We start from the raw sequence: 26,801 nt of genomic DNA on the forward strand, positions 1-26,801 counted from the left end.
GATTGGTTTAAAAACCAATCATTTAGATCCCAAAGCCATATTTGTACATACTATCAGAAAGCAATCTTTCCGGCGAATTCATCTTGTCCAGCAATTTCTGGTAGCGGGGATCCTGCCTGACCGTCTCCGGTGTCCAATGCTCGTGCTTGAGCGAGATAAGCAAAGGGTCGTGATCTTCCAGACCCTTCTCGAAAAAGTGAAAGGCCTCGTCCAGATCATCATTCAACCACCCTGCTGCTATACCTATTACAGTGCACACAATGTACTCCTTTTTTGCCCGCTCTTTCAGATCCTTCAATTCCGCCCTCGCCCTATTTAAGTTTCCCATTTTGCAAAGCGTCATGATCAAGGCACCATGAGTAAAGCTGTGCTTGTTCGAGAGTACCATCAGGCGTTCAAACACAGCGAGCGCCTCCTCATGTTGGTGCAAAAACAGGTAAGAATATCCCTCATACAGGTTGCATAAAAAGGAATAGGAATCCAGGTCAAGTCCGGTTTTGCAGGCAGCAAGCGCTTCCTTAAACTTGCCGGCTGCGTGCAGGATCTGGGCATATATGCCAAAGCAAAGCGAACTCAAAGGGTCGAGCTTTATCGCTTTTCTGCCATGTTCCTCTGCCTTTGCAAAATCGCCCTTCATCCAGGCGAGGTAGTTGAGCCCATACCGGAGGTGTGTTTGCGCATGGCTCGGATTCAGTTGCAATGCTTTCAAGAAGTGTTTCTCAGCTTTTGGCAGGTCCCAGATGTAGCAGTAGTAAGAACCCAGCGCGGTATAAGCCTCACACAAAGACGGGTTAAGCTGTAAAGCTTTCTCAGCTGACTGCTTCCCTTTGAACATGACCTGCTTTGGTGGCAGCATACCATAAAGCCCGGCCAGCACATTAGCGTCTGCGTAGTCTGCATGCGCCAAAGCGAAGTCAGGGTCCAGTTCCAGGGCTCTCTGAAGATACTTAATGCCGGTTATGATGTAGGAGCCGCGTCTGTTGAGGTAAAACCTTCCTTTCAGGTATAGCTCATAGGCTTCGGTGTTGTGGGTCGTCGTTTTTCTGAGCCCTCCCCGACCTTTTTCCAGCAGCGTCACTTTCATTTTCTCTGTGATAGCCGTCGCAATCTTATCCTGGATCGCAAAGATATCATCCATACTACCATCGTACCGCTCCGACCACAGGTGAAACCCGTCTTCTACTTTGGTGAGTTGCACCGTAATTCTCAACCGGTTGCCTTGTTTGCGCACACTTCCCTCTAACACCGTGCTCACGCCCAGCTTCTCTCCTACCTCCCGCAGGTCAGCGTTTTCCCTACTGAATTTGAACGAGGAGGTACGGCCTGCCACTTTCAGGTTTTTGAGGCTAGACAATGCATTGATGATCTCTTCCGCAACTCCTTCGCTGAAGTACTGCTGTTCAGGATCGTTGCTCAGATTCACGAGCGGTAGTACGGCAATGCTTTTGGCAGGGGCCCTTTTAGCTGTTCGAAGTGCTGGTGCTTTCTTCTCTTCTGTTTTTCCTTTCAGGGAATTTGGGTTTGGCTTTACTAAACCTTCGTGATCCAAGGCAAATACCTCGACTGGCCGCGCTATGTTCTTCAGTCGGTAAATTCCCACGGAATAAGTTTTTATATCCGGATGGTTCGCAATCTCATCCTTCACCTTATCGGAGATCAATACGCTGCCTGCCACTCCCAGTGACTCAACGCGGGAAGCAAGATTCACCCCATCCCCGAACAGCTGCTCTTCATCAAAAATCACATCCCCCATGTGCAGACCCATGCGAACGGGAACCAGCGGCTCCTGCAAATAAGCCAGTTGCATGGCCAGTGCACACTCCACTGCCTCCACCGCACTATGGAAAACACTCAAGGTACCATCTCCATAGTACTGCACGACCCGACCGCGGTATCGTTTATGCTTCTGCTGTAGCACTTCACGATGCCGGTTCTTAATAGTCAAGGCCTGCTTCTCATTCTGCTGCATCATGGCAGAATATCCTTCTATATCAGTGAATAGGATAGCGGCAAGCTGACGGTGTTGGCTCATAACGTGAAAAACTTAAGCTTTATAATAAATATAATCCATATTTATAACCCATACTTTATATTTACGGTAATCTTATTAAAATGAATAGCGCCACCTCGCACAATATCACAGAACCTATTGACTCCGACAGCTACAAGCAGTGTAGAAAGCAAAGAGGAATGCGGCATAAACAACATGTAATCAACAATTTGCAATTGTTTCCTTCCGTTACGAAGCTCCCCGATACAGCCATATCCCACACAGTTCATGGCTTCCAAAAATGTTTTAATTATATATAGCCACAGATTCATAAGTACTTAATCATCAATACAATAAAGTGAATTTTATTAGGATTATATTGCTTTAAATTTTAACTTCATCAGTAAAACTGACTCAGTATACCTAGCCTGGTGTCGGAATAAGATGAAGATGAAAAGCTGCAGAATCGCTAAAGACTAAAATTATGATGGAAGATGATATTCTGGATAGAGCAAATGCCTTTGTGGGGCTGAACCTTCCAATAAATGGCACGAACGAAGCTGTTGGTTTTGACCTGCACCACACAAAAACACTAGTTGCCGTCGCCGAGGCGATCAGTAAATTCTGTGATTTTAACGACGAAGAAACCCGTTTACTTCTGCTTGCAGCCTGGCTACATGACCTCTACTACAGTGATTCCGGAGAACTACTTGATGAGCAAAAGATCGCACCGATTACTGAGTTTCTGGTAAGCTGTAACCTGAGTCAGGCAGAAATCCTCAGAATATCGCAGTGCATTGCCGCTACCCACTACCCGCAGCGCCCGCGCGACCTGTTAGAGGAAGCACTCTGTGATGCTGTTGCCAGCTTCCTGGCTTCTGAAGATTACGTGACAAGAGCCGAGAGGAAGGCAGCTAACCCAGATACCAAAGTGGCCCAGTACGACTGGATAGACAGGCATCTGGCCCTGCTCAAGAAGCACTATTATTATACAAAGTACGCCAAAAGGGCTTTCTCTGCGGGCAAGGAGCAAAACATCAAACTGCTGAAGAAAAAGCGTAGAGAGCTTAGTAAGGAGAATGAAGAGTTGGAGGCCCTATGGGAAGAAAACAAAGCCCTGAAAAAGGACCTTAGAAAGGAGAAAGAGCAAAAGGCCAGCAAAGGGATCGAGACGATGTTCCGGACGACCATGGCCAGTCATCTTCAGCTGAGCGTGATAGCCGACAATAAAGCGAACATGCTTATTTCTGTTAACGCCATCATTGCCTCCATTATGATCTCGTCCTTCTTCAACAAGTTTCAGGACGTGCCGCATCTGCTGTTGCCATCTATCTTGCTTACAGTAGTTTGTTTGGTTACTATTATCCTGGCCATACGGTCTACACGCCCTAATACCAAAAACACAGCCATGCCTGAGAATAAGATCGACTTCTTATTCTTCGGAAACTTCATTCAGCTCGATTCCTATACCTACAGAGAAGGTATCCGGAATATGATGCGGGATCATAACCTGCTTTATAACAGCATGGCGGATAATATCTACTTACAGGGAAAAGTGCTCTCTAGGAAATACCGCCTTTTAAAGTTGGCCTATACCGTATTTGCGTTTGGCCTGGGGGCTGTTTTGCTCAGTTACCTTGTTGCCTGGTTGTTTTTGGCATAGCCTAAAATGAAAAACCTCACTTACCAACATCAGGTAAGTGAGGTTTTATACTTTAACAGAACGAGTGATTAGCTTACTGTGCCACCGTTTTTCACTTCTTTGCTTGGCTGCACAAAAGCCAGCGAGCCGTCGGCATTTTCGGCCATCAGGATCATGCCCTGGCTGGTGATGCCTTTGATCTCACGCGGCGCCAGATTTACCAAAATACTCACCTGCTGCCCAACGATCTCCTCCGGGTTGAAAAACTCAGCTATACCGCTCACCACCGTGCGCTGGTCTATACCTGTGTCGATCTTCAGCTTCAGCAGTTTTTTGGTTTTGGCCACTTTCTCGGCTTCTATGATCGTACCGATACGGATGTCCATCTTCGAGAAATCCTCAAACGAGATATTTTCCTTGGCTGGCTCTACTACGGCATTGGCCACTTCGTTGGCTTTTTTGGTGTCGAGGAGTTTCTGTACCTGCGCCTCTACAGCAGCATCTTCAATCTTTTCGAACATCAGCTCCGGAGTACCGATCACGTGGCCAGTAGCCAGTAAATCTGCTGAACCGGCAGCCGTCCAATCGCCAAGGGGCTGGTTGAGCATGTTGCTTAGCTTTTGTGCTGAAGTTGGCAGGAACGGTTCCATCAGGATGCTCAGGCTGGCAGAGATTTGCAGCGCAATGTTCATGATGGTCTTCACGCGCTCCTCGTCTGTCTTAATCAGCTTCCAGGGCTCGGTGTCAGCCAAATATTTATTACCCAAACGGGCTAGGTTCATGAGTTCGCTCAGGGCATCGCGGAAACGGTAGCGCTCAATGTAGGTGGCAATCACCATCGGCATACCTTCCAGCACACCCAGTACCTCCTTATCATAGTCCTGCAGCTCGCCACGGGCGGGTACTTCGCCGTTGTAGTACTTCTGCGTGAGCACCACAGCGCGGTTAATAAAGTTGCCCAGAATGGCTAGTAGTTCGTTGTTGTTGCGGGCCTGGTAATCCTTCCACGTGAAATCGTTGTCTTTGGTCTCCGGCATGTTGGCAGCCAGCGCATAGCGCAGCACATCGCCTTTGCCCGGGAAGGCCTCCAGATACTCGTGCAGCCACACCGCCCAGTTGCGGGACGTAGAAATCTTATCACCTTCAAGGTTCAGGAACTCGTTCGCCGGCACGTTGTTGGGCAGCACGTAGTCGCCGTGTGCCTTGAGCATGCTCGGGAAGATGATGCAGTGGAACACGATGTTGTCTTTGCCGATGAAGTGCACCAGTTTCGACTCCGGATCTTTCCAGTAGATTTCCCAGTCCGGGGTGAGGTCTTTGGTAGCAGAGATATAGCCGATCGGCGCATCAAACCATACGTAGAGTACTTTGCCTTCTGCGCCTGCTACCGGCACCGGCACGCCCCAGTCGAGGTCGCGGGTTACGGCGCGCGGCTGCAGTCCCTGGTCGATCCAGCTTTTGCACTGACCGTACACGTTCGGTTTCCAGTCGCCTTTGTGGCCTTCCACGATCCACTCGCGCAGCCAGGTCTCATACTCGTTCAGCGGCAGGTACCAGTGTTTGGTCTCACGCATTACGGGCACAGCGCCGCTCAGCGTACTTTTCGGGTTGATCAGGTCGGTAGCATTGAGGGAAGTACCGCAGCTCTCACACTGGTCACCGTAGGCGTTCTCATTGCCACACTTCGGGCAGGTGCCCACAATGTAACGGTCAGCCAAAAACTGCTGCGCTTTCTCGTCGTAATACTGCTGCGTGGTCTGCTCTATGAACTTACCGTCGTTGTAGAGCTTCAGAAAAAAGTCAGAGGCCGTTTTATGGTGTGTCTGGGAAGAGGTGCGGGAGTAGATATCGAATGACACGTTAAAGTCCTCAAACGACTTCTTGATCAGTTCGTGGTACTTGTCCACGGCCTGCTGCGGCGTGATGCCTTCTTTTTTGGCCCGGATCGTAATCGGCACGCCATGCTCGTCGGAGCCGCAGATGAACTTCACATCTCTGCCCTGTGAGCGCAGGTAGCGCACATAAATATCGGCAGGCAGGTATACGCCCGCCAGGTGACCAATGTGCACCGGACCATTGGCGTAAGGCAGGGCCGCCGTTACGGTATATCGTTTATAGTTTTCAGCCATAGTTCTCGTAAAAACGCAAATATACAAATACCGGTCGGATTGATAGGCGACATGCTACCTAATACAAAAAAATGGCAATTATAAACTGACAAGTCCGCTACTTTTTCGTAAACGGTAAACCAAACCATCAGGAACCCAATCACTCGAAGTATATGAAGAACCAAGATAATTTTCACGAGAAGAAGCGCGACAGCGGACACTTGGGAAAAGACAGCGACAAAAAGAAAATAAGCGACAAGCCCGCTCCTAAAAGTGCCGACCGGGAATCGGAGACCACTCCCCCCGACCACGAAGTGTATGTGAACCTGGAACCGGACGAACTACACATTGGTGACGAAGAAATTGAAATTGAGGATGTGAGCGATCTACGAGACAAAGACAGTAATAAGGATAAAAACAAGAAGAAAAAATAAGCAAGAAGCGCTGCCCCGAGAGGCAGCGCTTCTTGCTTATACCTTAGTTGTTTCCAACTGGCGGTTTGGTGGGGAGTATACGTAGGATGCGGTGTCGCGTAGAATCTACGGGAGCGTTGGGCAATTGCTGAGGTCGCACTTCAGGTGGCAGGTTAACGGGCGCATTGCGGTCATACTCTTCAATATTTCGCTTACGGTTAATGTCGCTCGCCTGCTCATACATCTGGCTACGCACCGGATCGCCCCCGCTATACCTGACACGTTGTGAGTGGTTCGGATCGGGTGGCAATGTACCTGCGCCTCCGTCCGAGAGCGAGGTGCAGCCCATGGCTCCCAGTAGCACGACTCCCCCTATCCAGCTTCTATACCTTTCCATCTCGTTTCATCTTAAAATAGTAAAATAAAGACACCTGTTAAAATGCCCTATACTATGTATACGGATGAAAAAGTATAAAAGCGCCGCTATTTACTCATTTGTATCAGCGAGGCTACTTTCCCCCACTTGCGTTAGCATGAGTCCCTCAGGGGCGGGTGTCACCCAAGCTAATTTTGCCAGGTGGTGCTCTGCTTCCTTCTGCACATCTTTGTACTTCGGATAGCGCTCCTGCAGGTATGGATAGAGTTCCTGGTATTGGAGCACCTCACCTGCCTGTATGTTTCTCGCCTTGAAAGCCGCCATAATGGTCTGCGCCAGATTTTCTATGTTCTCCGATTCAGAGTGTAGTTCAGTCATGTCTGTTTTCTCATTAGTGTTGGATAGAAAATACGGAGTATGGGAGTTTAGAGTTGAAATTTGAGTAATTGTTAAATTATTGAAAAGGGTTTTGTAGGGACAGGTCGCGACCTGTCCGAATCGTGCATCGGCAATCATGCACCCGTATACCTATCCGAGTCATTTTACACTAATTATACACCGCAATACCTTAAATCGTATACCAAATTCCCCTTCTCGGAGGGGCAGGGACGGGTTAATAATTCTCCTAACAATTTAACCATTCAACAATTAAGCAATTTAACTACCTTTCTTAAACCCAAGCGCGGCTGAGTTCAGGCAATAGCGCAGACCGGTCGGCTTCGGACCGTCGTCGAACACGTGCCCCAGGTGCCCGCCGCATTTGCCACACACGACTTCGGTTCGCACCATACCCATACTGCGGTCAGTGATTTCTTTCACATTTTTGCCGGAGATCGGCCTGAAGTAGCTGGGCCAGCCGGTGCCGGAGTCAAACTTGGTGTCGGAACTAAAAACCTCGTTGCCACAGGCGGCACAGGTATAGACGCCCTTTTCGTGGTGATCATTATACTTGCCGCTGAAGGCAGGCTCGGTTCCTTTCTGGCGAAGTACAAAATATTGCTCCGGCGTGAGCTGCTTTTTCCACTCGGCATCCGTTTTATTGATCTCGTAGGTCTTCATAGATTTTTGGGAGCTGCCATTTTGTGTGGTTTCTGCCTGAGTTGAGGCGACAAGAACAGCTTCAGAATCGGTAATGGGTTGGTCCTGTTGGCCGCACGCAGGAAGGCTTAGCAGCAACAGTAAGGTATAGACATAAAACATTTTCATACAGTTGTTTACGAAATTACAGAGCAAAAAGCAGGCCCCTTTTGATTATTTTATACTTCATTGAACAAAGGAAGCCTGCATAATGTTTGCTCCTTAACAATAGCCATCGTGCTGAAAGAGAAGATTTAATAATTACCTAACCTGTTTATTTCGAGCGGACTACTAAAAATACGAAGGGTTTTACATACCTTTGCACCTCGAAAAATCTATTCAATGCAAAATATTCGAAATATCGCGATTATCGCACACGTAGACCACGGCAAGACGACGCTCGTGGACAAGATCATCCACGCTTCAAAGCTATTCGCTGACCACCAGCACTTTGACGACCTCATTCTGGACAACAATGACCTGGAGCGCGAGCGCGGTATCACGATCGTTTCCAAGAACGTATCGGTTCGTTACAAAGGCGTTAAAATTAACGTTATCGACACGCCTGGTCACGCCGACTTCGGTGGTGAGGTAGAGCGTGTACTTAAAATGGCTGATGGTGTACTCCTTCTGGTAGATGCTTTTGAAGGTGCCATGCCACAGACACGTTTCGTATTGGGCAAAGCCATTCAGCTGGGCCTTAAGCCGATCGTGGTAGTAAACAAAGTAGACAAAGAAAACTGCCGTCCTGATGAAGTGCACGAGCAGGTGTTCGACCTGATGTTCAACCTCGAGGCATCTGAAGACCAGCTGGACTTCACTACGCTTTACGGCTCCTCTAAGCAGGGCTGGATGAGTACTGACTGGACACAGCCAACAACTGACATCACGCCGCTTCTTGACGCTATCATTGATGTGATTCCTGCTGCGCCTTACCGTGAAGGTTCGCCGCAAATGCAGATCACCTCGCTTGACTACTCTTCATTCGTAGGTCGTATCGCTATCGGTCGTGTGCACCGTGGTACCCTGAAAGAAGGTATGCCAATCAATTTGATGAAAGCAGACGGCTCTGTTAAGAAAGGTCGTATCAAGGAACTTCAGGTATTTGAAGGCCTGGGCAGAAAATCAGTAGAGGAAGTATCTGCCGGCGAAATCTGTGCTGTGACAGGTATAGAAGGCTTCGACATTGGCGACACCATTGCTGATGCAGAGAATCCGGAGGCACTGCCACGAATCTCGATTGACGAGCCAACTATGAACATGCTCTTCACGATCAACAACTCTCCTTTCTTCGGCAAAGAGGGCAAGTTCGTGACATCGCGCCACCTGCGTGACCGCCTGTTTAAAGAAACTGAGAAAAACCTGGCCCTGCGCGTACAGGAAACCGACCGTGAGGATTCTTTCCTAGTATTTGGTCGTGGTATCCTGCACTTGTCAGTACTGATCGAGACGATGCGTCGTGAAGGTTACGAACTGCAGGTGGGTCAGCCACAGGTAATCTATAAAGAAATTGACGGCGTACGCCACGAGCCAATCGAGCACCTGGTAGTAGACGTTCCGGAGGAGACTGCCGGTAAGGTAATCGAACTGGTGTCGATGCGTAAAGGTGAACTGACCATTATGGAGCCGAAGGGCGACCTGCAGCACCTGGAGTTTACAATTCCAGCGCGTGGTCTGATCGGTCTGCGTAACAACGTACTGACCGCCACTGCCGGTGAGGCCATCATGAACCACCGCTTCCAGTCATACGAGCCGCACAAAGGTCCTATACCTGGACGTAACAACGGTTCTATCATTTCGATGGAAACAGGTCCGGGCACAGCTTACTCAATTGACAAGCTGCAAGACAGAGGTACCTTCTTCGTTGATCCGGGTGTAGACGTTTACATGGGTCAGGTAATTGGCGAGCACAACCGCCAGAACGATATCACGGTGAACATCCAGAAGGGCAAGAAGCTGACAAACATGCGTGCTTCCGGTTCTGATGACAACGCCAAGATCGCTCCGGCCAAGAACTTCTCGCTGGAAGAAGCCATGGAATACATCCAGAAAGATGAGTACCTGGAAGTGACACCTAAGAGCCTGCGCATGCGTAAAATTTACCTCGACGAGAACGAGCGTAACCGCATGAGCAAAAAAGAAGAAGTAGCGTAGGTATAGCCTGCTCTAAATAAGAAAGCCCCGACCGGTATACCTGGTCGGGGCTTTTTGTTTTGGAGAATTTGTGAACGCACGCCCTTATACCTGCACGGGACTTAAAACATTTTTTCAGTAGTTCGTGTGGAATTCCAGGGCCAACTGCATCTTTAAGCTGCTATATAATCACACCCTAAAAATTTGCCATGTTACGACAGCTCTTCTCTAAAACTGGTCTGCACCCAGCCTTCAGCCGCCTTCACAAACCGGCAACCAGTCGCACGAAATCTAGCCTTCCGGCCATTGCCGGGATGATTTTACTCATGCTCATTTTCTCCATCTCCGGATGCCAGTCACAAAATGAGGGGACTGAGTACGAAGTTGCTGCGTCCATGATGGCGCCTCCGCCTCCCGAAGCGCCGCCAATGGAACTGCAGCGCAAGCTGATTAAAGAGGGACAGGTGGAATACGAGACTGACCAGATTGAGCAAACTCGTCAGCAAGTGTTCGCTGTGGTAGAAAAACACAAAGGGTATATTGCCTCTGACAATGAGTTTAAATCTCCGGGAAGGACCAGCAATACCCTGGTCATCAGAGTGCCCGCCGACAATTTTGACAACCTGTTGCGTGAAGCTACTGCAGGTGTGAAGAAGTTTGACGCCAGGGAAGTAAATGTGAAAGATGTTACAGAAGAGTTCCTGGACATACAAGCCCACCTTAAAACTAAGAAGGAGCTCGAAGCCAGGTTCCTGGAGCTGCTCAAGAAAGCAAATACCGTAACGGAGGTGCTGGAGATCGAGAAGCAAATCTCAGCCCTGCGCTCTGACATCGAATCAATTGAAGGGCGTCTGAAATACCTTGAAAACCAGGTTTTCCTCTCTACCCTGACTATGACTTTTTACGAAAGCGCCCCTGTCTATACCGAGTTTTCGAAAGAGTTTAAGGCCGGCTTCCGGAATGGCTGGGACAACCTGATCTGGTTCTTTGTGTTCCTTACCAACATCTGGCCCTTTCTACTCCTGGGGCTCCTGTTGCTGTTCGGGCTAAACGTCTATAGAAAGCGATACAAAAAATAGCCCCACATGCAGCAGCCAAAAATAAAGTTGAACTAACAGCCTTACGCCTGACTCTATGCTTCAAAAGATTCTCTTTGCGCTAAGTCCATACCTATCTCCTGCCCAATGACCATGCTATCAGGTATAGGCAACTGGTACCATGACTGAAGGCATGATCAGCGTATAAGAATTGTACCAGATGTGGAGGTAAAAACGGCTGCTAAAGATTCCAAAGCAGGCAAGGGAGCGTTGGTACAACGTGCAGTAATGATCATCAAAAAGAAAATTACAGCCGGAGTAGAGCTCGAACTAGCTGCTTTTTACCCTTTACTACTGTACGCTTACTCTTAAAAAGTATACCTATGCTTATTTTATAATTTTACGCATTTAAAATATAATTATACACCATACCTTTCTCATAGTACCATACCTATTATATTATGAGAAAACATGCTTTCTTTGCCGGACTTCTTGCACTGGTTTTTTTATGTTTCACGCCAGCTGCAGCCCAATTCAACGTGGGGAAAAACCTCAAAAATAAGATCAACTCTAAGATCAACCAGAAGGTGGATCAGCAGGTTGACAAGTCTATAGACGAAACGCTGGAAGGCAAAAAAGAAGCTTCTGCCGACAAAAGCGATGGAAAGAGCGGTACTGCCAAAGCAAGCGGGTCAGGAGCAGGGGAAGTGAAAACGAAAGCCTGGAGCAAGTACGATTTTGTGCCGGGCGACAAGGTACTGTTTGCAGATAATCTTTCGGGTGAAGAGAACAGTGAGTTTCCATCGCGCTGGGACCTGAACAAGGGCAACGCCGAGGTAGCCGATTTCGGAGGTGAACCCGTCATCAACATGGTAGCCACCGGCACGAGCATAAAGCCCCTCATGAAGCGGGAAAACTGGCTCCCCGAAACATTTACCATCGAGATGGACCTCTATTTTGACAGCGACAACCCCAACGTGGCCTATGAAATTTTCCTGGTAGACGACATTAATGATTATAAGGAAGAGATCAACGGGCACTTCTGGGAACCGATAGATGTGCGAGCGAACGGCCTCCGGTTCAAAACCTATGGCTCTGTGTCAGAGGAGCTGGAAGCAAAAGGGGTGAGTAACCAGTGGCGCCACCTGTCCATCGCTTTTAACAAGCGCAGCATGAAGGTATACCTGGACGAAGAACGCCTCATTAACATCCCGAATGTGACAGGTACGCCAACCGGACTCCGCATAGAAATAGACAAGCGCATTGATGCGAACACAATGGTGAAGAATGTGCTGATTGCGGAAGGCGGCAAAAAACTGTACGACCAGATGGCGGCCGACGGCAAAATAATTACCTACGGCATCAAGTTCGATGTAAACAAAGCTGATATACGCCCAGAGTCAGCGGGAACGCTCAGCAGCATCGCCAAACTCATGGAGGAACAGCCTGCCCTTAAGTTCAGCGTGGAAGGCCACACCGACAGCGATGGGGACGACAATGCCAACATGAAACTCAGTCAGCAGCGGGCTGAGGCAGTTAAGACCTACCTGATCGGGCAGGGCATTGCAGCAGAGCGGTTAGAGGCCAAAGGCTTGGGCGAGTCCAAACCCATCGACAAGAACGCTACGGCCGAAGCCAAGTCGAATAACAGGCGGGTGGAGTTCGTGAAAAAATAAAACAGCAGGTATACCTGCCGGTAACGGGGGCTGTCGCACGATGCGGCAGCCCCCGTTGTTTTATAGCGTTTTATATCCTTATTCAGGTATAGCGCCAACCTGAGTCTTTGCGCACGCTTCACTTTCATCTGTCGCTGCTTTGCACTACTTCATGGGTTTCACAGCGAAAATATTGTCTATACAACAGCTCGTTTGTAAACATTAGCGCTGATTTACGTTAGATAGGCAAATAAATTTGATAACCTACTTTGCATGAAAAGCTACCACCTGCACGTTTTCTCACTCGCGTGCATCCTCCTTTTTTCCTCAGGCTGCGCCCGGAGGAATTTCTTCGCTAAAACACCTGTCGTTGACCAGACGCAATACCAACAGCTTAAAACTGCATCTCCTGCCGATGTAGACAGTGTGACCATAATGGCTGGCAGGCATTACGAACGCTCCGGGTTCCATAATCTTTTCTGGGGCAAGCACTACCGTGAGGTATGGGCCACACCTGTCACAGTCAGCGTCTTCGATATGAAAAAGGCCAAAGGCGGCCTGTCTATCGAGAAGCTCGGAGGAGGTATGCAGACCACCAGCCTCACCCTGATTGATGACAAGGGCTTTACCTACGCGCTACGCTCGCTGGACAAGGACCCGGCTGGCATTCTGCCTAAGTTTTGGAGCAAAACCTTTGTGGCAAATGTGCTCCGCGATCAAACATCGGCCATCAACCCCTATGCCGCCTTCGTACTGCCCCCCATGGCGGAGGCAGCAGGTATACCACACTCAAAACCAGAGCTGGTATACGTGCTTCCATCCGATAGCACCTTCAGAGGATACAGCGACAGGTTTCAGGACCGCGTGTTCATGATCGAGGAGAAATACAACGACGATCGCACCCTCACGCCCATGCTCGGCAACGCCGTGGATATTGCCAGCTCCAAAAAGATGCTCAACAAACGGTTTGGCGAAGATGACCACTTTATCGATCAGCGCGAGTTTGCCCGTGCCCGTCTCTTCGACCTGTTCATCAACGACTGGGACCGGCACGAAGGCCAGTGGGAATGGGCGGTGTACGACGATGGCAACAACAAACGCTACCGCGCCATCCCCAAAGACCGCGACAACGCCTTCTTTAAGTTTGACGATGGCATCATTCCCTGGCTCTTCAGCCGCAAGTGGGCCATCCGAAAGTTCGAGACCTTTGGCCCTGAGTATAGGGATGTGTATGCCCTGATGATGAATGCCAGCTTTATTGACCAGCGCGCCCTGACTGAACTGACTGCGGAGGACTTCCGGCAACTTGCCACCGAACTGCAGGCATCCCTGACAGACGAGGTCATTGAACGGGCTATCCGCCAGTTTCCGCCCAAGGTATACGACCAGCTGGGTGAACGGACGATCCGCACGCTCAAAAGCCGCCGCGACCTGCTACCGCAGGCCGCTCAGGAATTTTACCTGCACCTGGCCAAGAACCCATTGGTGATCGGGACTGATCAGGAAGAGCGGTTTGAGGTGGAGCGCCTGAACGACGAAGAGACAGAAGTGAAGGTGATCCGATTGTCTGACGATAAACAGGTATACCACCGGGTGTTCAAACGCAGCGAAACCAAACAGATCACCCTGCAGGGGCTGGCCGAGGACGATGAATTTGAAGTGAAGGGTGATGTGAGCAAAGGTATACGCATCGTGATTGTGGGTGGCCGCGGTGAAGACGAGATCAAAGACAAATCGAATGTGAAAGGCTGGCGCCGCAAAACCATTGTGTATGACACCAAACGGGGTACCGAAATCGAATTTGGACCAGAAACCGTCGATAAAACCACCAGCGACGTAAGAGTACACGCCTTTGACAGGGAGGGCCACTAATCCAACCCTACCGCAAAGCACCAACTGACACCCCGTACCATGTACCCTAAACGTTATTATCACTTTACTAATACCCTTTTCTGTTTGCTAGGCCTGTTTATGGCAGGCTGTATCGGCAACAAGTACACACACAGCCTGCAGCAGGTGCCCCCTCCTGCCCAACCTGCTGCTGCTATATCTGCCTACACCGACAGCACCATCATGGTAGCTGTTGGGGAACACTACGGTCGCGGTGAGCTGCACACGTTCTTCTATGGCAAGCACTACCGCCCTGCCTGGACTAAGCCAGTTGAATTCAGGGTACTGGACCTCAGCACCGAGAAAGGTGGCCTGACGCCTACCCAACAGGGCGGCAGCCGGCAGACCAGGAACCTGCGCCTGGAGACTGCTGACGGTATAGAATACGTGCTGCGCTCGGTTAATAAAGATCCTGCCACGGCACTTCCTGAAAAGTGGCAGCAAAGCTATGCCGCCAACATCATCCGCGATGCGACTTCCGCCACGCACCCCTATGCTGCGTTAGTACTGCCTCCTATGGCCGAAGCCATCGGCATACACCATACCAAGCCGGAACTGGTTTATATACCGCACGATCCACGCCTGGGCGAGTATTTAGAGGACTTCGGGGGCATGGTCGCGCTGATGGAAATCAGACCAAACGATGACTTGTCCGGCGAGCCGGGGATGGGGAACTCTGAAAACATCAAAAGCACCCGGGCCATGCTCAAGGACCGCTTCTTTGACAATGACAGCCACATGGACGCCCGATACTACCTGCGTGCCCGCCTCTTCGATATGCTGATCGGTGACTGGAGCCGGCACGAAGACAACTGGCGCTGGGCGCAGTATAAGCACGACGACATAAAAGTATACCAGGCCGTTCCCCGCGACCGTGATAATGTATTCTACAAGCTCAATGATGCGATCATTCCCTGGCTCTTCATGCGCACGGGCTTAAAAAAACACTTCCGGACGTATAGTGATAACTTGTCAAACCTGGATGACCTGAACAGAAGCGGCCGCAACCTGGACGAAACCATACTCGCCAGTCTCTCCTATCAGGATTGGATGGAAGTGGCTGACAGCGTAAGCAGCGCGCTTACGGATGAGGTAATTGAGCAGTCGTTCCGGCAAATGCCCGATAATATTTACCAACTCACGGCTACTCCCATTATGGCCCAACTGAAGTCCCGCCGCGACAAACTGAACAAGTCCATCCAAAAGTACTACAAGAGTTTAATGCGGGAGACGATCGTCGTGGGTACTGACAAGCACGAGAGATTTGAAATTGAGATTCTGTCTGCCAACGAAGTGCGGGTACAGGTATACAAGATCAACAAAAAGGGTGAAGAGCGACGACAGCTATTTGACCGGGTGTTTCAGGCCTCCGACACAAAAGAGATCCACCTATACGGCCTCAACGGAGACGATGAATTTATAGTGAAGGGAGAAACCCGGCCAAAAATCAAAGTGAGGGTATGGGGAGGCGCTGGTGAGGACAGCTATACCGTGAAAGGGCCCAAGTCCATGGCCCGGCGCATCTGGATTGAAGACACGGAATACCGCAACTCCTATGACCTGAGCCATGGTACGCGCCAAAAGACCAATCAAAACCCACAGGCCAACCAGTTTGATGCCGAAGGCTGGCTGCTGCGCTACTATCTGGATTAGAAAAATAACAAGCACAAAAAGAAGGAGCCAGTCTTAGCAACTGGCTCCTTCTTTTTTGTATCTAATTATCAGACTATTTCTTTTTATCTTGGTCATTCGAGTCTTTTGCGTTCCAGGCGCCCTGCCCCTGCTGTTGGCTGGCACTGGCTTTTGTGCCAGCCGTACCTAGATCGGTAGCACCTTTATGGTTCGCCTCGTTCGAATAATCCTTAGGCATCGGCTGTGAATTTGCGCCTTTTTCTGGTTTCTGTCTGTTCTTTTTCTCTTCTGAATTATGCTTGTTTGTAGCCATATTTCTGCTGTTTTTCTTCAACTCAAGCCCGCAATTATTACGGACATTCCCCCTTAAGTACGGCCAGCTTGAGGGTGGGTTGTCAGCGTAAGTTGGCTACAGCTGTTTGTTCAGCACGGTAGCTGATGCCTGCGCGGCCGGCAAGATCAACACTTCAGCGATGTTGACATGGGCAGGACGCGTGACCATAAAGGTAATCAGATCGGCAATATCTTCTGCGCGCAACGGTTCATAGCCCTGGTAGACGCCGGCAGCTCGCTCCTTGTCGCCTTTAAAGCGAACTTCCGAAAATTCCGTCTCTACCAGACCAGGATTCACTTCCGATACTTTTATACCTTCCTGCACCAGGTCGATGCGCATACCTTTGGAGATGGCATCCACTGCAAACTTAGAAGCGCAATACACGTTCCCGTTGGCGTATACCTCCTTCCCGGCAATAGAACCGATGTTGATGATATGGCCCTGCTTTCGGGCAATCATAAGTGGAAGCACCGCGTGCGTCACGTAGAGCAAGCCCTTCACATTGATATCGAGCATGGCATCCCAGTCGCTCAGGCTACCACTTTGCACCGGCGCCAGGCCATGTGCATTGCCGGCGTTGTTCACCAGCACGTCTATACCTTTCCAGTCATCGGGCAGGCTGCTGAAGGCGTCAGCCACGGCCTCGCGGTCGCGCACGTCAAAAGCTAGCGTGTGCACCGGCACCTCTGTGATCTGCTGCTGCAGCTCCTGCAAGCGCTCAGTTCTGCGGCCAGTTGCTATGATGTGATAGCCTGCTTTGGCCAAAGCAACTGCCGTAGCGCGGCCTATACCTGATGTAGCTCCTGTTACAAGTGCAATGCGTGCCATATTATTCGAAATGGAAGATTAATGAAACGTTACGGGTAGTCATTTTATCGATCAGATAACTGTATTCCCCCCCGGAGTTACTTTTCTGATTCATGAGTCCGTGAGAGAAGCGTAGCTCCGGCGCAAACTTGAAGTACGGATAGAAAACATCCAGACCAACGCCATACTCTATTGACAGGTCGTTGCGATTAATGCGTAGCAGGTCCTTATTCTGTGTATGCTTGGTATTGCCTAGCACCCGGCTCGCCTTCACTCCGCCTACCATGTACATCCTGAAGTTGCCACGGCGTTTCGCTCTATACTTGAGCAGCACCGGCAGTTCGATCACCGGCGAGGCAAAGGTCGTATTATCAAAGCTTCCGCCTTCACCTTCCGGCACACTTCCGCTTTCAAAATCGATGCTGCGGCCATAGAAGCCCACACCCGGCACAAAGCGGGCATCCAGGTACTCGAGCAGGCGCACGTTTAGCACCAGACCAGGATAAAAGCCCAGGCTGTTCATGGTGTTTACCTGCGTGCCACCAGCTACCTGATCCGCATACGCCTGTGAGTGCTCAATGTAGTACTTCGAATAAGACATGCCCAGGTAGAAGCCGTAATGAATGCGCTTTTCATCGTAGCCAGGCTTATTCTCGCCTCTTACTTTCTGAGTCTGGGCCTGTACCTGTGTAGCACTAGCCAGAAAAGTCAGTAAAAATACCGTAAAGCTTATTTTTTTCCGGTGTAGATGGAGCTGATGCCAAATGTAAGTGAATGCCATTTTGTTTGTTTAAAGCCAACTTCTTCAAAGATGTTCAGGAATTTCTTGCCGTCCGGAAAGGCCTGCACCGACTCGGGCAGGTAGGTATAGGCGGCACGGTCCTTAGAAACGAATTTACCTACCATCGGTAGTATATTCTTAAAATAAAATTGATACAGCTGCTTCATCGGGAAGCTTTGCGGGTTGGAGAACTCCAGCACCACAGCTGTACCGCCCGGTTTGAGCACACGTTGCATCTCAGACAGGCCCTGCTTCAGGTTTTCGAAGTTACGCACCCCAAAGGCCACCGTAATCGCATCAAAGCTGTTATCTTCAAACGGCAGGTTCTCAGAGTCCCCGTACTTCAGCTCGATTCTGTGGGCTAGTCCTTTGCGCTTCAGTTTTTCACGACCCACAGCCAGCATGCCTTCCGAAATGTCAACGCCTGTGATCTTATCAGGGTTAAGGCTCAGTGCCTCGATCGCAAAGTCGGCTGTGCCTGTGGCAATGTCCAGCATTTGCTTCGGTTTTTCGGCCTTAAGCAGGCTCACTGCTTTTTTGCGCCAGATGATGTCGATACCGGCACTCAGGAAGTGGTTCAGAAAATCGTATTTGCCCGCAATGTTGTCGAACATCTGAGCAACCTGCGATTTCTTGTCGTTATTCTGGTCTTTGTAGGGTACTACCGCCATGGGTTATGCTTATGTAATAAAAGAACAAAAATACTCTAACTGTAACTATTATGCACCGTTTGTGTTCCATTATTATAAAAAAACAGGCTGGGCGAATGCCCAGCCTGTTTTTATTTATACAATCTGATCAGGCAAATTAGTTTACAGGCACTTCCTGCTCTGTGTCCTGACGCTGAATGATTCTGAACTCTGTTCTTCTGTTCAGCTGCATGTTGTCTGCAGAGTTGTTAGTAGCAACCGGACGGCGCTCGCCGTAGCTCTCTGTCACGAGTCTGCGCGCAGAGATGCCCTGCTGCACCAGGTAATCGTAGGCAGCATTAGCACGGTTCTCACCAAGCGTCATGTTGTACTGCTCGCTGGCGCGTGAGTCGGTGTGACCTTCGATGCTAACGTTCACGTCCGGGTTGGCTTTCATGAAGGCTGCCACTGCATCCAGCTCACGAATAGACTCGGCACGCAGTTCGTACTTATCAGTATCGTAGTATATGTTTTTGAACTCCATAGCAGCGATGGCGTCTTTACCTGCCAAGGTAGGAGCACCTGGGCTTACACGCGTCGAATCACCGAAATCGATGTAGAAGTTCTGCTCGATGGTAGCCGTGTCATTCAATACCATTGGCATTTCGAAAGACTCTGTCGTCAGCACCTGACCATCTTTTGTGATCTCCACCTGGTACGTACGTCCAGAGAGGATACGCAGGTCATACAGACCATCTTCCTGCTTGGTCACGTCGCGGTAAGAAATCGGACGCTTGTCAGCCTGCTGTCCGTTGAAAACAAGCTCCAGGCCAGGTATAGCCAGGCTGTCGTTGGTGGCATACACACGGCCAGTCACGCGGGCGGCACGGATGTAGTTGATGGTGTAGATATCCTTTTCGCCGTAGCCACCGATGCGGTAAGAAGACAGGTAAGCGTAGCTTCCGTCTGGGCTCAGGCGGTAGTAGGTGTCGTCGTCTGGCGTGTTAACCGGGTAACCCAGGTTCTCAGGACGCGCGAAACGCTTGGCAACAGAGTCGTATTTGGCTACGAAGATGTCATAACCACCCATGGTGTTGTGTCCGCGTGAAGCAAAAAAGATCGAGCCGTCAGAAGCCATGTACGGGCTGTCGTCATCAAACTTAGTGTTGATGGCGGCACCTACGTTGCGAGGCTTGCCCCACTCACCGTTGCGCTGACGCTGTGATACGTAAATATCCAGGTCGCCGTCTTCAGAGTAGTGGCTGGTTGAGAAGTAAAGACGCTGGTTGTCCGGCGTGATAAAGGCATCTGACTCGAAGTCTGCCGTGTTGATGTTAGAACCGATGCTCTTGGCATCACCCCACGAACCGTCACCTTGACGCTCAGCGTACATGATGTCACCGTTGTTTACAGAGCGGTAGAGCAGCATCTTGGTGTCGTTGTCAAACAACTGGATAGAAGCATCGTGGCCTGAGCTTTTCAGGTTACCGGCGATAGAGCGCGGCTGCTCCCACTCGTCGCCCTGGACACGGCGTGTTTCGTAAATGTCTTCGAAATACTCACCGTCAGAGGCTTTGGCACTATTCTGATTGTTACCGGCGCTGCGTGAAGTGAACAGCAGGTAGTTGTCATCAGAAGAGATTACCGGGCTGTGCTCGGAGTACTCCGTGTTCACTACGCCACCAAGGTTTTTCACGAAGATGTCCTTCGGATTAGCTACTTCCTTCTGGGCGTTGCGGCTGTGCTGGATCAGCATAGCTACCTCTTCGCGGCGCCAGTCATCACGCTTACGCACGTTCGGAATGTAAGCCTGGTAGTGCTTAATAGCATCGTCGAAACGGTAGTTGATGTGATTGATACGGCCCAGCCAGTATTCAATGTCACGATCTACATTAGGCTTTACAGACTGTGCTTTGTTGATGTACTCTGCAGCTTTCTCCTTATCGAAAGTCATGTAGCTGATACCCGCAAAGTAGAGGGCTTCAGCATTGTTTGGGTCGTTGGCAAGCACTTGCTCATAATAAGGCAAGGCAGCGCGGTAGTTTTCACGGTCAAAAAATTTGTTTCCAGTCCGTACCAGCTTTCTGTTGCTCTGTGCATCTACTGTGTAGGCACTCACACAGGTAACCGCTAGTGCTAAGGAAAGCCGTGAAAATAATTTGGCTAAATTATTCATGCTGTAAAGGGTTTTTTATACTTATTGTTTGTTTGGAAATATGTGTTAATCTCTTCTTGAAGAACGCGACAAAGGCCTGCCCACCTGTTTGATCCGGTATGCCGGCGGCTTACTACCCTTATCCTACTATGTTATTTCATTCCTTCCCCACACCCAACAACATCCCCCTTACGCTACTAACGCCATAATAGATTCACTAATATCTATTTTTATATACTATCGCAGTAACCCAACTCCAGATCAGAGAGCAAATATATTAAAATATACATATAAACTATATACGTTTCTGGATTATTTAGTAAAACGTTTTGCAACTCCTCTTAGTGTCACCTTGGTATACCTGGCTGGTACAGCTTGCGGCCAATCAATACATGTTAACTAAAATAATAGTAATTTTGACAAATCCGCCACGCGCCTTCCATCTCAGGCAAACGCGTACCGTAAATTAAAATTGCCACATCAGCAGGCCAACTAATGGCCCGGTGGCTTAAGCTAGCAACAGCATGGTTATAAAAGAAGCAAAATTCTTAATAAGTAATACCCGGGTCGACTTATGCCCCGAACCCAACAAACCGGAGTACGCCTTCATTGGCCGCTCCAATGTAGGCAAATCCTCGCTCATCAACATGATCACCGAGCAGAAAGGCTTGGCGAAAACCTCTCAGTCTCCGGGTAAAACACAGCTCATCAACCATTTTCTGATCAACGACAAGTGGTACCTCGTCGACTTGCCGGGCTACGGCTACGCCAAGGTGAGCAGGGAGTCGCGGGAGCAGTGGCGCAAGATGATCAACTATTACCTGCAGAAGCGCGAAAACCTGACCTGTGTGTTCGTTCTCATCGACTCAAGACACGAGCCCATGAAGGTCGATCTCGACTTTATACACTATCTGGGCAACCTTGGCGTTCCTTTTGTGATCGTGTTCACCAAAACCGACAAGCAGTCGGCCACCAAGACCGACTCAACCATAGCCGCCTACGCCCGTAAGATGCAGGAAACCTGGGACGAACTTCCCCGCATGTTCAAAACCTCAGCTGTAGACAAAGCCGGGCGCGACGAGATCCTCAATTTTATAGACGAGGTGAACGCGCAGGTGCAGCCCTAACAGGCACGGGGTTTGCGGTTTAGGAAGAAGGTATACCGGGTGTGCACCAACTTAAACTTAAATTGTTTACCCTTATGAAAAGTAAAATCTCAATTTTGTTTCTTTTATTTGCCTTTGTGAGCTTTGCCGCCACTGCCCAGTCAGCTGATACGGCTAAGGAGAAAGTGGTATGGATGCCGTCTAAGTCTATACCTGTGGCGGAGTACTACAAAGGTGGCCAGGAGGCTATGTACCAGTTCATCGACAAGCAGATTAAGTACCCGGCTATGGCCCGCAAAAACCGTGTGCAGGGCGAGTGCATCATCAGCTTTACGCTAAATGAAGACGGCTCCACTTCGGGCTTCAAAGTACTGAAAAATGCAGGTGCAGGCACCGGTGAGGAGGCCATGCGCATCGCCAAAATGCTAAAATTCAAAGCACCCGGCCCAGGCTTCGGCATGATGGCCAGCGTGCCCATAATGTTTAAACTATAACCAAAGTTTTTATACCTGATTATGCCTATTGATTTAAGACAAGTTTCAGCCATTGCCGGCATGAGCGGACTTTACCGCATCGTAAAGCCTACACGCAACGGCGTAATTGTGGAGAGCCTTTCTGATACGCCTACCCGCATGGTGGCACAGGCGCGCCACCGTATGTCGCTGCTGGACGAAATATCGATCTATACCAACGACGAGGAGGCAACCGTACCGCTGGCCGATGTAATGGACCGCATCCACCAGAAATACAACGGTGAGCTGCCATTCGGCGAGAAGCCATCTGACGAGGAACTGAAAAGCTTTATGTCGGACGTACTGCCTGACTATGACGAAGACCGCGTGTATGTGTCTGACATGCGCAAACTGGCTACCTGGTACAGCATTGCGAGCAAGCACATAGGCTTTACAGCAGACGAAGAAGCTGCCCCGGAAGAGAAAGCAGAAGCTGCTTCAGAAAAGAAAGCAGCGGAAGGGAAAGAAGAGAAGGCTGAATCAAAGGCAAAGAAGGCCAAGAAATAAGAACCTGCCCCATACAAAAGCCCTCCGGACAGGAGGGCTTTTTTTTATCGCTATACCTTACGCTTACAACCATGATCTACTCCCCTGTCCTTCTTGAGAGCGCTGCGCGTCAGTTGCAGCGGGTCTTCGAATCAGAACACCAGCTGCCTTCCCAGAAAAGTGACCTGACAAGAGAGGTAGCCCGCATGGTGCTATACCTGCTTCGCCATAGTCTGAACCAACTGCTCAATATTCTGTACCGCATCGATGTGGAGGAGCACAAATTAAAACAGGCTATGCTCGCGGCCTCCGAAGAAGAGGTAGCCGACAACATAGCCCGTTTAATTGTGGAGCGTGAGCTGCTCAAAGCGCAGATCCGCTTCCGATATAGTCAGAATTAGTTTGCTACAACTGCTTCTGTTTTTTCCACTTCTGCTTTTATAAACTCCTCCACTTTGTTCACCATCTCCGAAGATCCGATAATGAGCGGAGAGCGCTGGTGCAGTTCTGTTGGCTCTACTTCCATGATGCGGCCTTTGCCCGTAGAAGCCTTTCCTCCTGCCTGTTCTGCAATAAAGGCCAGTGCGTTGCACTCATACAACAGGCGCAGTTTGCCGTTCGGCGCTTTCGCAGTAGACGGATAAATGTATACCCCTCCCTTGATCAGGTTGCGGTGGAAATCAGACACCAGCGAGCCGATGTAACGACCCGAGTAACCGTTCTCTTTGCAATAGCTCAGGTAGTTTTTGATGCCTTCCGGGAAGCTGTTATAGCTACCTTCGTTGCAAGAGTAGATGGTGCCTGTTTCTGGTGTGCGCATGTTGGGGTGAGAAAGGAAAAACTCGCCCAGCGATGGTTCATAGGTAAAGCCGTTTACGCTATGACCCGTGGTATATACCAGCATAGTTGACGAGCCATAAACCACATAGCCGGCCGCAATCTGGTTGACACCTTTCTGTATACAGTCTTCCATCGTACCTTCATTGCCTGCTTCTGATACACGACGGTAAATAGAGAAGATGGTGCCGATCGACACATTTACGTCGATGTTGGAAGAGCCGTCCAGCGGGTCGATGGCCACTATGTACTTGCCTTTGAGGTTGCCTGTCTGAATGATTTCGTCTTCCTCCTCAGAAATGATGGCACACACCTCGCCGCCATTACGAAGGGCGCGTATGAAGCGGATGTTGGCGATCACGTCGAGTTTCTGTTGTTCTTCTCCCTGCACATTCTGCTGACCGTAGGCTCCGGTCACGTCAATCAGGCCGGCACGGTTAATTTCACGGTTCACGATCTTGGCTGCCAGGGCAATGTCGCGCAGCAACTGCGATAGTTCTCCAGTCGCAAAAGGGAAGTCCTCCTGCTTTCTCATGATAAACCTGTCTAGTGTGGTACCGACAGGAAGCGCTAGTTTGTCATTCATTATGGTGAAATTTAAATATATAGCTACAAAAATATGACATTTTGAAACATAACCGAAGGATACTTACATTTACGCAGTAATAGTCTCAATTGATGAAAGTATTTAAGTTTGGCGGCGCCTCGGTAAAAGACGCCAGTGCATTGCAAAATCTGGCTCAGATCGTGTCCGCACAAGGCGGCGAAAAGGAACTGCTACTGGTAGTGTCTGCCATGGGCAAAACGACTAATGCCCTGGAACAGGTATACGACCTGGCCGCTGCGGGTCATGATTTCAGTGACGCCCTGCATCAGAGCCGTCAGTATCATTTAGCTATTGTTCATGAGCTTTTCCCGAACAGGGAACACCCTGTATACGAACGACTCGAACATCTGTTCGCTAAATTACACCAAGTACTACAAGCCTCTAAAGGACAATCAGTTACTAATTATGACAAAGGCTACGACCAGGTCGTGAGTTTTGGGGAGCTACTATCTTCTGTTATCGTGCATTATTTTTTGCAGGAACAAGGTATAGCCAACGCCTGGGTGGACAGCCGAAAATATATTCAGACGGATAGTAGCTGGCGCGAAGCCCGCGTAGACTGGGCCTGGACCGAACGGGTGATCAAACGCGATCTGCCTGACATAATTTCACAGCAGCTTATCGTGACGCAAGGCTTTTTGGGCGGAACCAATAATGGCCTCACCACCACACTTGGCCGCGAGGGCTCTGACTTCAGCGCCGCCATTTTTGCTTACTGCCTCGATGCCGAAGGGCTTTATATTTGGAAGGACGTGGCCGGCCTGCTCAACGCCGACCCGAAACGCTTTGCCCATACCGTGCGCTACCGCGAGCTCGACTACCAAGAAACAGTGGAAATGGCTTATTATGGCGCCTCGGTCATTCACCCCAAAACGATAAAGCCGCTGGCTAACAAGTCGATTCCGCTGTATGTAAAATCCTTCCTGGACCCAACGGCTGAAGGCACCAAAATCTGCGATTGTCGCTTTGAAAAGCTGGCTCCGGCGTATATAGTGAAGGATAACCAGTGTCTGGTGTCGTTCAGCGCCAAGGATTTTACCTTTATCAGCGAGAAGAACCTCGGCACCATTTTTAATGCTTTGTCGGAATTGCGGCTCAAGATCAACCTCATGCAGAACTCAGCCATCTCGTTTTCGATCTGTACTGATTATAATGAAGAACGCCTCCATAAGTTGCTTGATACTTTAACAGACCAGTTCACAATTCACTACAACACCAGGCTGCAACTTTTTACCATCAAAAATTACGACAACGAGAGTATACAGGAGATCACGAAAGGCAAGGAAATACTGATGGAACAGCGGACCAGAACGACGTTTCAGGTGGTGTGCCGATAAATTACTGCCTGCACGAAACTACCCTCACTCGCCGAAATTGCGCTTAATCTCCTGTCGCCTGTGTTTGAAGCATTATACGCAGCAACCGTATTCCGCCTGAAAGCTCAAAAATACAACTGAGATGAAACTCCTGATTTATGTCCAGGTATAGCCAGGTATAAAGTTGAGTCTGTTGCGCAACAGGTTTGTAATGCCCGACTTTGGCGCCATACCTATACCTATACCTATACCTATACCTATACCTATACCTATACCTATACCTATACCTATACCTATACCTATACCTATACCTATACCTATCAGGCGCTCTACTCCTGTATAGTCGCAAACCCGACCCTATACCTTAGCACCAAGTTAATTCCTATTTCGGCTGTGCCCGACTACGCCATATAACATGGAATCGCCTTTCCCCTATTCCCTAAAAGCCGTAACTTAGTCCGAACAAAAAAGACTAAACTATGGAATTTATACTTGTAACACCACAGGCCCGCCCGCATGTGGCCCTGATCCAACTCAACCGACCAAAAGAACTCAACGCCCTGAACCTGCAGCTGATGGGCGAAATGCGCGATGCCCTGAAGGAACTTGACGAGAACGATGAAGTGCGCGCCATTATCATCACGGGCAACGAACGCGCTTTCGCTGCCGGTGCCGACATCAAGCAAATGGCTGGCAAAACGGCCATCGACATGCTCAACATCGACCAGTTCTCCACCTGGGATCAGATCCGCAAAACAAAGAAACCGATCATCGCGGCCGTATCAGGTTTTGCGCTGGGCGGTGGTTGCGAACTGGCCATGACCTGCGATATGATCGTGGCATCTGAAACAGCACAGTTTGGACAGCCGGAAATAAAAATAGGTGTGATGCCGGGCGCGGGCGGCACCCAACGTCTGACCAAAGCCATCGGAAAAGCCAAAGCCATGGAAATGGTGCTGACCGGCAAATTTATTTCTGCCGACGAAGCTGAGAAACACGGCCTGATCAACCGCGTGGTGCCGGTGGAGCTATACCTGGAAGAAGCTTTTAAGCTGGCAGGAGAAGTTGCGCAGATGTCGCCGGTAGCAGCCAAACTTGCTAAAGAATCCGTTAACCGCTCTTTCGAAACCAATCTCGACGAAGGCCTGCACTTCGAGCGCAAAAACTTCTACCTCTGCTTCGCCTCCGAAGACCAGACCGAAGGCATGAATGCCTTTGTGGAAAAACGCAAGCCGGAGTTTAAAGGCCGTTAGGCCATTAAGTTTAGGAGTTGGGGAG

25 protein-coding genes are annotated in these 26,801 nt (G+C 49.7%); 14 read left to right on the forward strand and 11 right to left on the reverse strand.

All coding sequences use genetic code 11. The features are described 5' to 3' along the window. Positions 1-22: 22 nt before the first annotated feature. The gene (locus AC4QZR_RS00770) at positions 23-2,032 is read right to left on the reverse strand and encodes an adenylate/guanylate cyclase domain-containing protein (protein WP_494479218.1); all 2,010 of its coding nucleotides are present in this window, start codon (positions 2,030-2,032) and stop codon (positions 23-25) included. Positions 2,033-2,474: 442 nt separating this feature from the next. On the opposite strand from AC4QZR_RS00770, the gene AC4QZR_RS00775 reads away from it, so the two are divergent. Next, entirely contained in the window at positions 2,475-3,653 is a 1,179-nt protein-coding gene (locus AC4QZR_RS00775) for a Pycsar system effector family protein (RefSeq protein WP_494479219.1), read from the forward strand. Between the two features lie 68 nt (positions 3,654-3,721). Here the strand turns inward: AC4QZR_RS00775 and metG are convergent, their stop codons facing one another. Beyond that, entirely contained in the window at positions 3,722-5,761 is a 2,040-nt protein-coding gene (gene metG, locus AC4QZR_RS00780; protein ID WP_494479220.1) for a methionine--tRNA ligase, read from the reverse strand. A gap of 152 nt (positions 5,762-5,913) precedes the next feature. Between metG and AC4QZR_RS00785 the strand changes: the two genes are divergently transcribed. Continuing rightward, positions 5,914-6,174 (forward strand): hypothetical protein, encoded by a 261-nt coding sequence (locus tag AC4QZR_RS00785; protein ID WP_494479221.1) that lies wholly within the window; start codon positions 5,914-5,916, stop codon positions 6,172-6,174. A gap of 43 nt (positions 6,175-6,217) precedes the next feature. Here the strand turns inward: AC4QZR_RS00785 and AC4QZR_RS00790 are convergent, their stop codons facing one another. From AC4QZR_RS00790 to msrB, 3 genes are all read right to left on the reverse strand, one after another. Beyond that, positions 6,218-6,550, reverse strand: a complete 333-nt coding sequence (locus tag AC4QZR_RS00790; protein WP_494479222.1) for a hypothetical protein — start codon at positions 6,548-6,550, stop codon at positions 6,218-6,220. Positions 6,551-6,640: 90 nt separating this feature from the next. Next, positions 6,641-6,907, reverse strand: a complete 267-nt coding sequence (locus AC4QZR_RS00795) for a hypothetical protein (protein WP_253400602.1) — start codon at positions 6,905-6,907, stop codon at positions 6,641-6,643. Between the two features lie 279 nt (positions 6,908-7,186). Continuing rightward, positions 7,187-7,735, reverse strand: coding sequence for a peptide-methionine (R)-S-oxide reductase MsrB (gene msrB / locus AC4QZR_RS00800; RefSeq protein WP_494479223.1), 549 nt, complete (start codon positions 7,733-7,735; stop codon positions 7,187-7,189). A 213-nt stretch (positions 7,736-7,948) separates the two neighbouring features. Between msrB and typA the strand changes: the two genes are divergently transcribed. The 5 genes from typA (at position 7,949) to AC4QZR_RS00825 (ending at position 15,974) form a co-directional block, all read left to right on the forward strand. Next, positions 7,949-9,760, forward strand: coding sequence for a translational GTPase TypA (gene typA, locus AC4QZR_RS00805; RefSeq protein ID WP_494479224.1), 1,812 nt, complete (start codon positions 7,949-7,951; stop codon positions 9,758-9,760). Between the two features lie 188 nt (positions 9,761-9,948). Then, positions 9,949-10,818: a DUF4349 domain-containing protein gene (locus tag AC4QZR_RS00810; protein ID WP_494479225.1), complete on the forward strand. Its 870-nt coding sequence runs from the start codon at positions 9,949-9,951 to the stop codon at positions 10,816-10,818. A gap of 419 nt (positions 10,819-11,237) precedes the next feature. Then, positions 11,238-12,452 (forward strand): OmpA family protein, encoded by a 1,215-nt coding sequence (locus AC4QZR_RS00815; protein ID WP_494479226.1) that lies wholly within the window; start codon positions 11,238-11,240, stop codon positions 12,450-12,452. 252 nt (positions 12,453-12,704) lie between these two features. Beyond that, the gene (locus AC4QZR_RS00820; protein ID WP_494479227.1) at positions 12,705-14,303 is read left to right on the forward strand and encodes a hypothetical protein; all 1,599 of its coding nucleotides are present in this window, start codon (positions 12,705-12,707) and stop codon (positions 14,301-14,303) included. Between the two features lie 84 nt (positions 14,304-14,387). Further along, on the forward strand, positions 14,388-15,974 hold the full coding sequence (locus tag AC4QZR_RS00825; protein ID WP_494479228.1) for a hypothetical protein: 1,587 nt from the start codon (positions 14,388-14,390) through the stop codon (positions 15,972-15,974). Between the two features lie 73 nt (positions 15,975-16,047). On the opposite strand, the gene AC4QZR_RS00830 is transcribed toward AC4QZR_RS00825, so the two are convergent. The 5 genes from AC4QZR_RS00830 to AC4QZR_RS00850 form a co-directional block, all read right to left on the reverse strand. Further along, complete coding sequence (locus AC4QZR_RS00830) at positions 16,048-16,266, reverse strand: hypothetical protein (protein WP_494479229.1); 219 nt, start codon at positions 16,264-16,266, stop codon at positions 16,048-16,050. 96 nt (positions 16,267-16,362) lie between these two features. Then, positions 16,363-17,115, reverse strand: coding sequence for an SDR family NAD(P)-dependent oxidoreductase (locus AC4QZR_RS00835; RefSeq protein ID WP_494479230.1), 753 nt, complete (start codon positions 17,113-17,115; stop codon positions 16,363-16,365). A gap of 1 nt (position 17,116) precedes the next feature. After that, positions 17,117-17,875 carry a type IX secretion/gliding motility protein PorT/SprT gene (porT, locus tag AC4QZR_RS00840; RefSeq protein ID WP_494479231.1) on the reverse strand — a complete coding sequence of 253 codons (759 nt, stop codon included), beginning with the start codon at positions 17,873-17,875 and terminating at the stop codon, positions 17,117-17,119. Continuing rightward, the gene (gene ubiE, locus AC4QZR_RS00845; RefSeq protein WP_494479232.1) at positions 17,824-18,546 is read right to left on the reverse strand and encodes a bifunctional demethylmenaquinone methyltransferase/2-methoxy-6-polyprenyl-1,4-benzoquinol methylase UbiE; all 723 of its coding nucleotides are present in this window, start codon (positions 18,544-18,546) and stop codon (positions 17,824-17,826) included. The genes porT and ubiE overlap by 52 nt, the downstream gene beginning before the upstream one ends. Positions 18,547-18,682: 136 nt before the next feature. Continuing rightward, complete coding sequence (locus tag AC4QZR_RS00850) at positions 18,683-20,680, reverse strand: OmpA family protein (protein ID WP_494479233.1); 1,998 nt, start codon at positions 20,678-20,680, stop codon at positions 18,683-18,685. Positions 20,681-21,183: 503 nt separating this feature from the next. Between AC4QZR_RS00850 and yihA the strand changes: the two genes are divergently transcribed. The 4 genes from yihA (at position 21,184) to AC4QZR_RS00870 (ending at position 23,164) form a co-directional block, all read left to right on the forward strand. After that, complete coding sequence (gene yihA / locus AC4QZR_RS00855; protein WP_253400615.1) at positions 21,184-21,786, forward strand: ribosome biogenesis GTP-binding protein YihA/YsxC; 603 nt, start codon at positions 21,184-21,186, stop codon at positions 21,784-21,786. Positions 21,787-21,860: 74 nt separating this feature from the next. Continuing rightward, the gene (locus tag AC4QZR_RS00860; protein ID WP_253400616.1) at positions 21,861-22,259 is read left to right on the forward strand and encodes an energy transducer TonB; all 399 of its coding nucleotides are present in this window, start codon (positions 21,861-21,863) and stop codon (positions 22,257-22,259) included. A 21-nt stretch (positions 22,260-22,280) separates the two neighbouring features. Beyond that, positions 22,281-22,784 carry a DUF5606 family protein gene (locus tag AC4QZR_RS00865; protein WP_494479234.1) on the forward strand — a complete coding sequence of 168 codons (504 nt, stop codon included), beginning with the start codon at positions 22,281-22,283 and terminating at the stop codon, positions 22,782-22,784. A 71-nt stretch (positions 22,785-22,855) separates the two neighbouring features. Continuing rightward, positions 22,856-23,164: a hypothetical protein gene (locus tag AC4QZR_RS00870; RefSeq protein WP_253400618.1), complete on the forward strand. Its 309-nt coding sequence runs from the start codon at positions 22,856-22,858 to the stop codon at positions 23,162-23,164. Here the strand turns inward: AC4QZR_RS00870 and fbp are convergent. After that, positions 23,161-24,186 (reverse strand): class 1 fructose-bisphosphatase, encoded by a 1,026-nt coding sequence (gene fbp / locus AC4QZR_RS00875; RefSeq protein ID WP_494479235.1) that lies wholly within the window; start codon positions 24,184-24,186, stop codon positions 23,161-23,163. The two genes, AC4QZR_RS00870 and fbp, sit on opposite strands and share 4 nt — an antisense overlap. A gap of 92 nt (positions 24,187-24,278) precedes the next feature. On the opposite strand from fbp, the gene AC4QZR_RS00880 reads away from it, so the two are divergent. The 3 genes from AC4QZR_RS00880 (at position 24,279) to AC4QZR_RS00890 (ending at position 26,776) form a co-directional block, all read left to right on the forward strand. Continuing rightward, the gene (locus AC4QZR_RS00880; protein ID WP_494479784.1) at positions 24,279-25,544 is read left to right on the forward strand and encodes an aspartate kinase; all 1,266 of its coding nucleotides are present in this window, start codon (positions 24,279-24,281) and stop codon (positions 25,542-25,544) included. Between the two features lie 172 nt (positions 25,545-25,716). Beyond that, positions 25,717-25,866 carry a hypothetical protein gene (locus AC4QZR_RS00885; RefSeq protein WP_494479236.1) on the forward strand — a complete coding sequence of 50 codons (150 nt, stop codon included), beginning with the start codon at positions 25,717-25,719 and terminating at the stop codon, positions 25,864-25,866. Positions 25,867-26,002: 136 nt separating this feature from the next. Further along, on the forward strand, positions 26,003-26,776 hold the full coding sequence (locus tag AC4QZR_RS00890) for an enoyl-CoA hydratase-related protein (RefSeq protein WP_253400621.1): 774 nt from the start codon (positions 26,003-26,005) through the stop codon (positions 26,774-26,776). The last annotated feature ends 25 nt before the right edge of the window (positions 26,777-26,801 follow it).

The organism is Pontibacter sp. YIM B11418 (genome assembly GCF_059278805.1).

Excerpts from the sequence above, each read along its gene's own strand:
- AC4QZR_RS00770 (WP_494479218.1), bottom strand. The coding sequence starts at position 2,032 with ATGAGCCAACACCGTCAGCTTGCCGCTATCCTATTCACTGATATAGAA.
- AC4QZR_RS00775 (WP_494479219.1), top strand. The coding sequence starts at position 2,475 with ATGATGGAAGATGATATTCTGGATAGAGCAAATGCCTTTGTGGGGCTG.
- metG (WP_494479220.1), bottom strand. The coding sequence starts at position 5,761 with ATGGCTGAAAACTATAAACGATATACCGTAACGGCGGCCCTGCCTTAC.
- AC4QZR_RS00785 (WP_494479221.1), top strand. The coding sequence starts at position 5,914 with ATGAAGAACCAAGATAATTTTCACGAGAAGAAGCGCGACAGCGGACAC.
- AC4QZR_RS00790 (WP_494479222.1), bottom strand. The coding sequence starts at position 6,550 with ATGGAAAGGTATAGAAGCTGGATAGGGGGAGTCGTGCTACTGGGAGCC.
- AC4QZR_RS00795 (WP_253400602.1), bottom strand. The coding sequence starts at position 6,907 with ATGACTGAACTACACTCTGAATCGGAGAACATAGAAAATCTGGCGCAG.
- msrB (WP_494479223.1), bottom strand. The coding sequence starts at position 7,735 with ATGAAAATGTTTTATGTCTATACCTTACTGTTGCTGCTAAGCCTTCCT.
- typA (WP_494479224.1), top strand. The coding sequence starts at position 7,949 with ATGCAAAATATTCGAAATATCGCGATTATCGCACACGTAGACCACGGC.
- AC4QZR_RS00810 (WP_494479225.1), top strand. The coding sequence starts at position 9,949 with ATGTTACGACAGCTCTTCTCTAAAACTGGTCTGCACCCAGCCTTCAGC.
- AC4QZR_RS00815 (WP_494479226.1), top strand. The coding sequence starts at position 11,238 with ATGAGAAAACATGCTTTCTTTGCCGGACTTCTTGCACTGGTTTTTTTA.
- AC4QZR_RS00820 (WP_494479227.1), top strand. The coding sequence starts at position 12,705 with ATGAAAAGCTACCACCTGCACGTTTTCTCACTCGCGTGCATCCTCCTT.
- AC4QZR_RS00830 (WP_494479229.1), bottom strand. The coding sequence starts at position 16,266 with ATGGCTACAAACAAGCATAATTCAGAAGAGAAAAAGAACAGACAGAAA.
- AC4QZR_RS00835 (WP_494479230.1), bottom strand. The coding sequence starts at position 17,115 with ATGGCACGCATTGCACTTGTAACAGGAGCTACATCAGGTATAGGCCGC.
- porT (WP_494479231.1), bottom strand. The coding sequence starts at position 17,875 with ATGGCATTCACTTACATTTGGCATCAGCTCCATCTACACCGGAAAAAA.
- ubiE (WP_494479232.1), bottom strand. The coding sequence starts at position 18,546 with ATGGCGGTAGTACCCTACAAAGACCAGAATAACGACAAGAAATCGCAG.
- AC4QZR_RS00850 (WP_494479233.1), bottom strand. The coding sequence starts at position 20,680 with ATGAATAATTTAGCCAAATTATTTTCACGGCTTTCCTTAGCACTAGCG.
- yihA (WP_253400615.1), top strand. The coding sequence starts at position 21,184 with ATGGTTATAAAAGAAGCAAAATTCTTAATAAGTAATACCCGGGTCGAC.
- AC4QZR_RS00860 (WP_253400616.1), top strand. The coding sequence starts at position 21,861 with ATGAAAAGTAAAATCTCAATTTTGTTTCTTTTATTTGCCTTTGTGAGC.
- AC4QZR_RS00865 (WP_494479234.1), top strand. The coding sequence starts at position 22,281 with ATGCCTATTGATTTAAGACAAGTTTCAGCCATTGCCGGCATGAGCGGA.
- AC4QZR_RS00870 (WP_253400618.1), top strand. The coding sequence starts at position 22,856 with ATGATCTACTCCCCTGTCCTTCTTGAGAGCGCTGCGCGTCAGTTGCAG.
- fbp (WP_494479235.1), bottom strand. The coding sequence starts at position 24,186 with ATGAATGACAAACTAGCGCTTCCTGTCGGTACCACACTAGACAGGTTT.
- AC4QZR_RS00880 (WP_494479784.1), top strand. The coding sequence starts at position 24,279 with ATGAAAGTATTTAAGTTTGGCGGCGCCTCGGTAAAAGACGCCAGTGCA.
- AC4QZR_RS00890 (WP_253400621.1), top strand. The coding sequence starts at position 26,003 with ATGGAATTTATACTTGTAACACCACAGGCCCGCCCGCATGTGGCCCTG.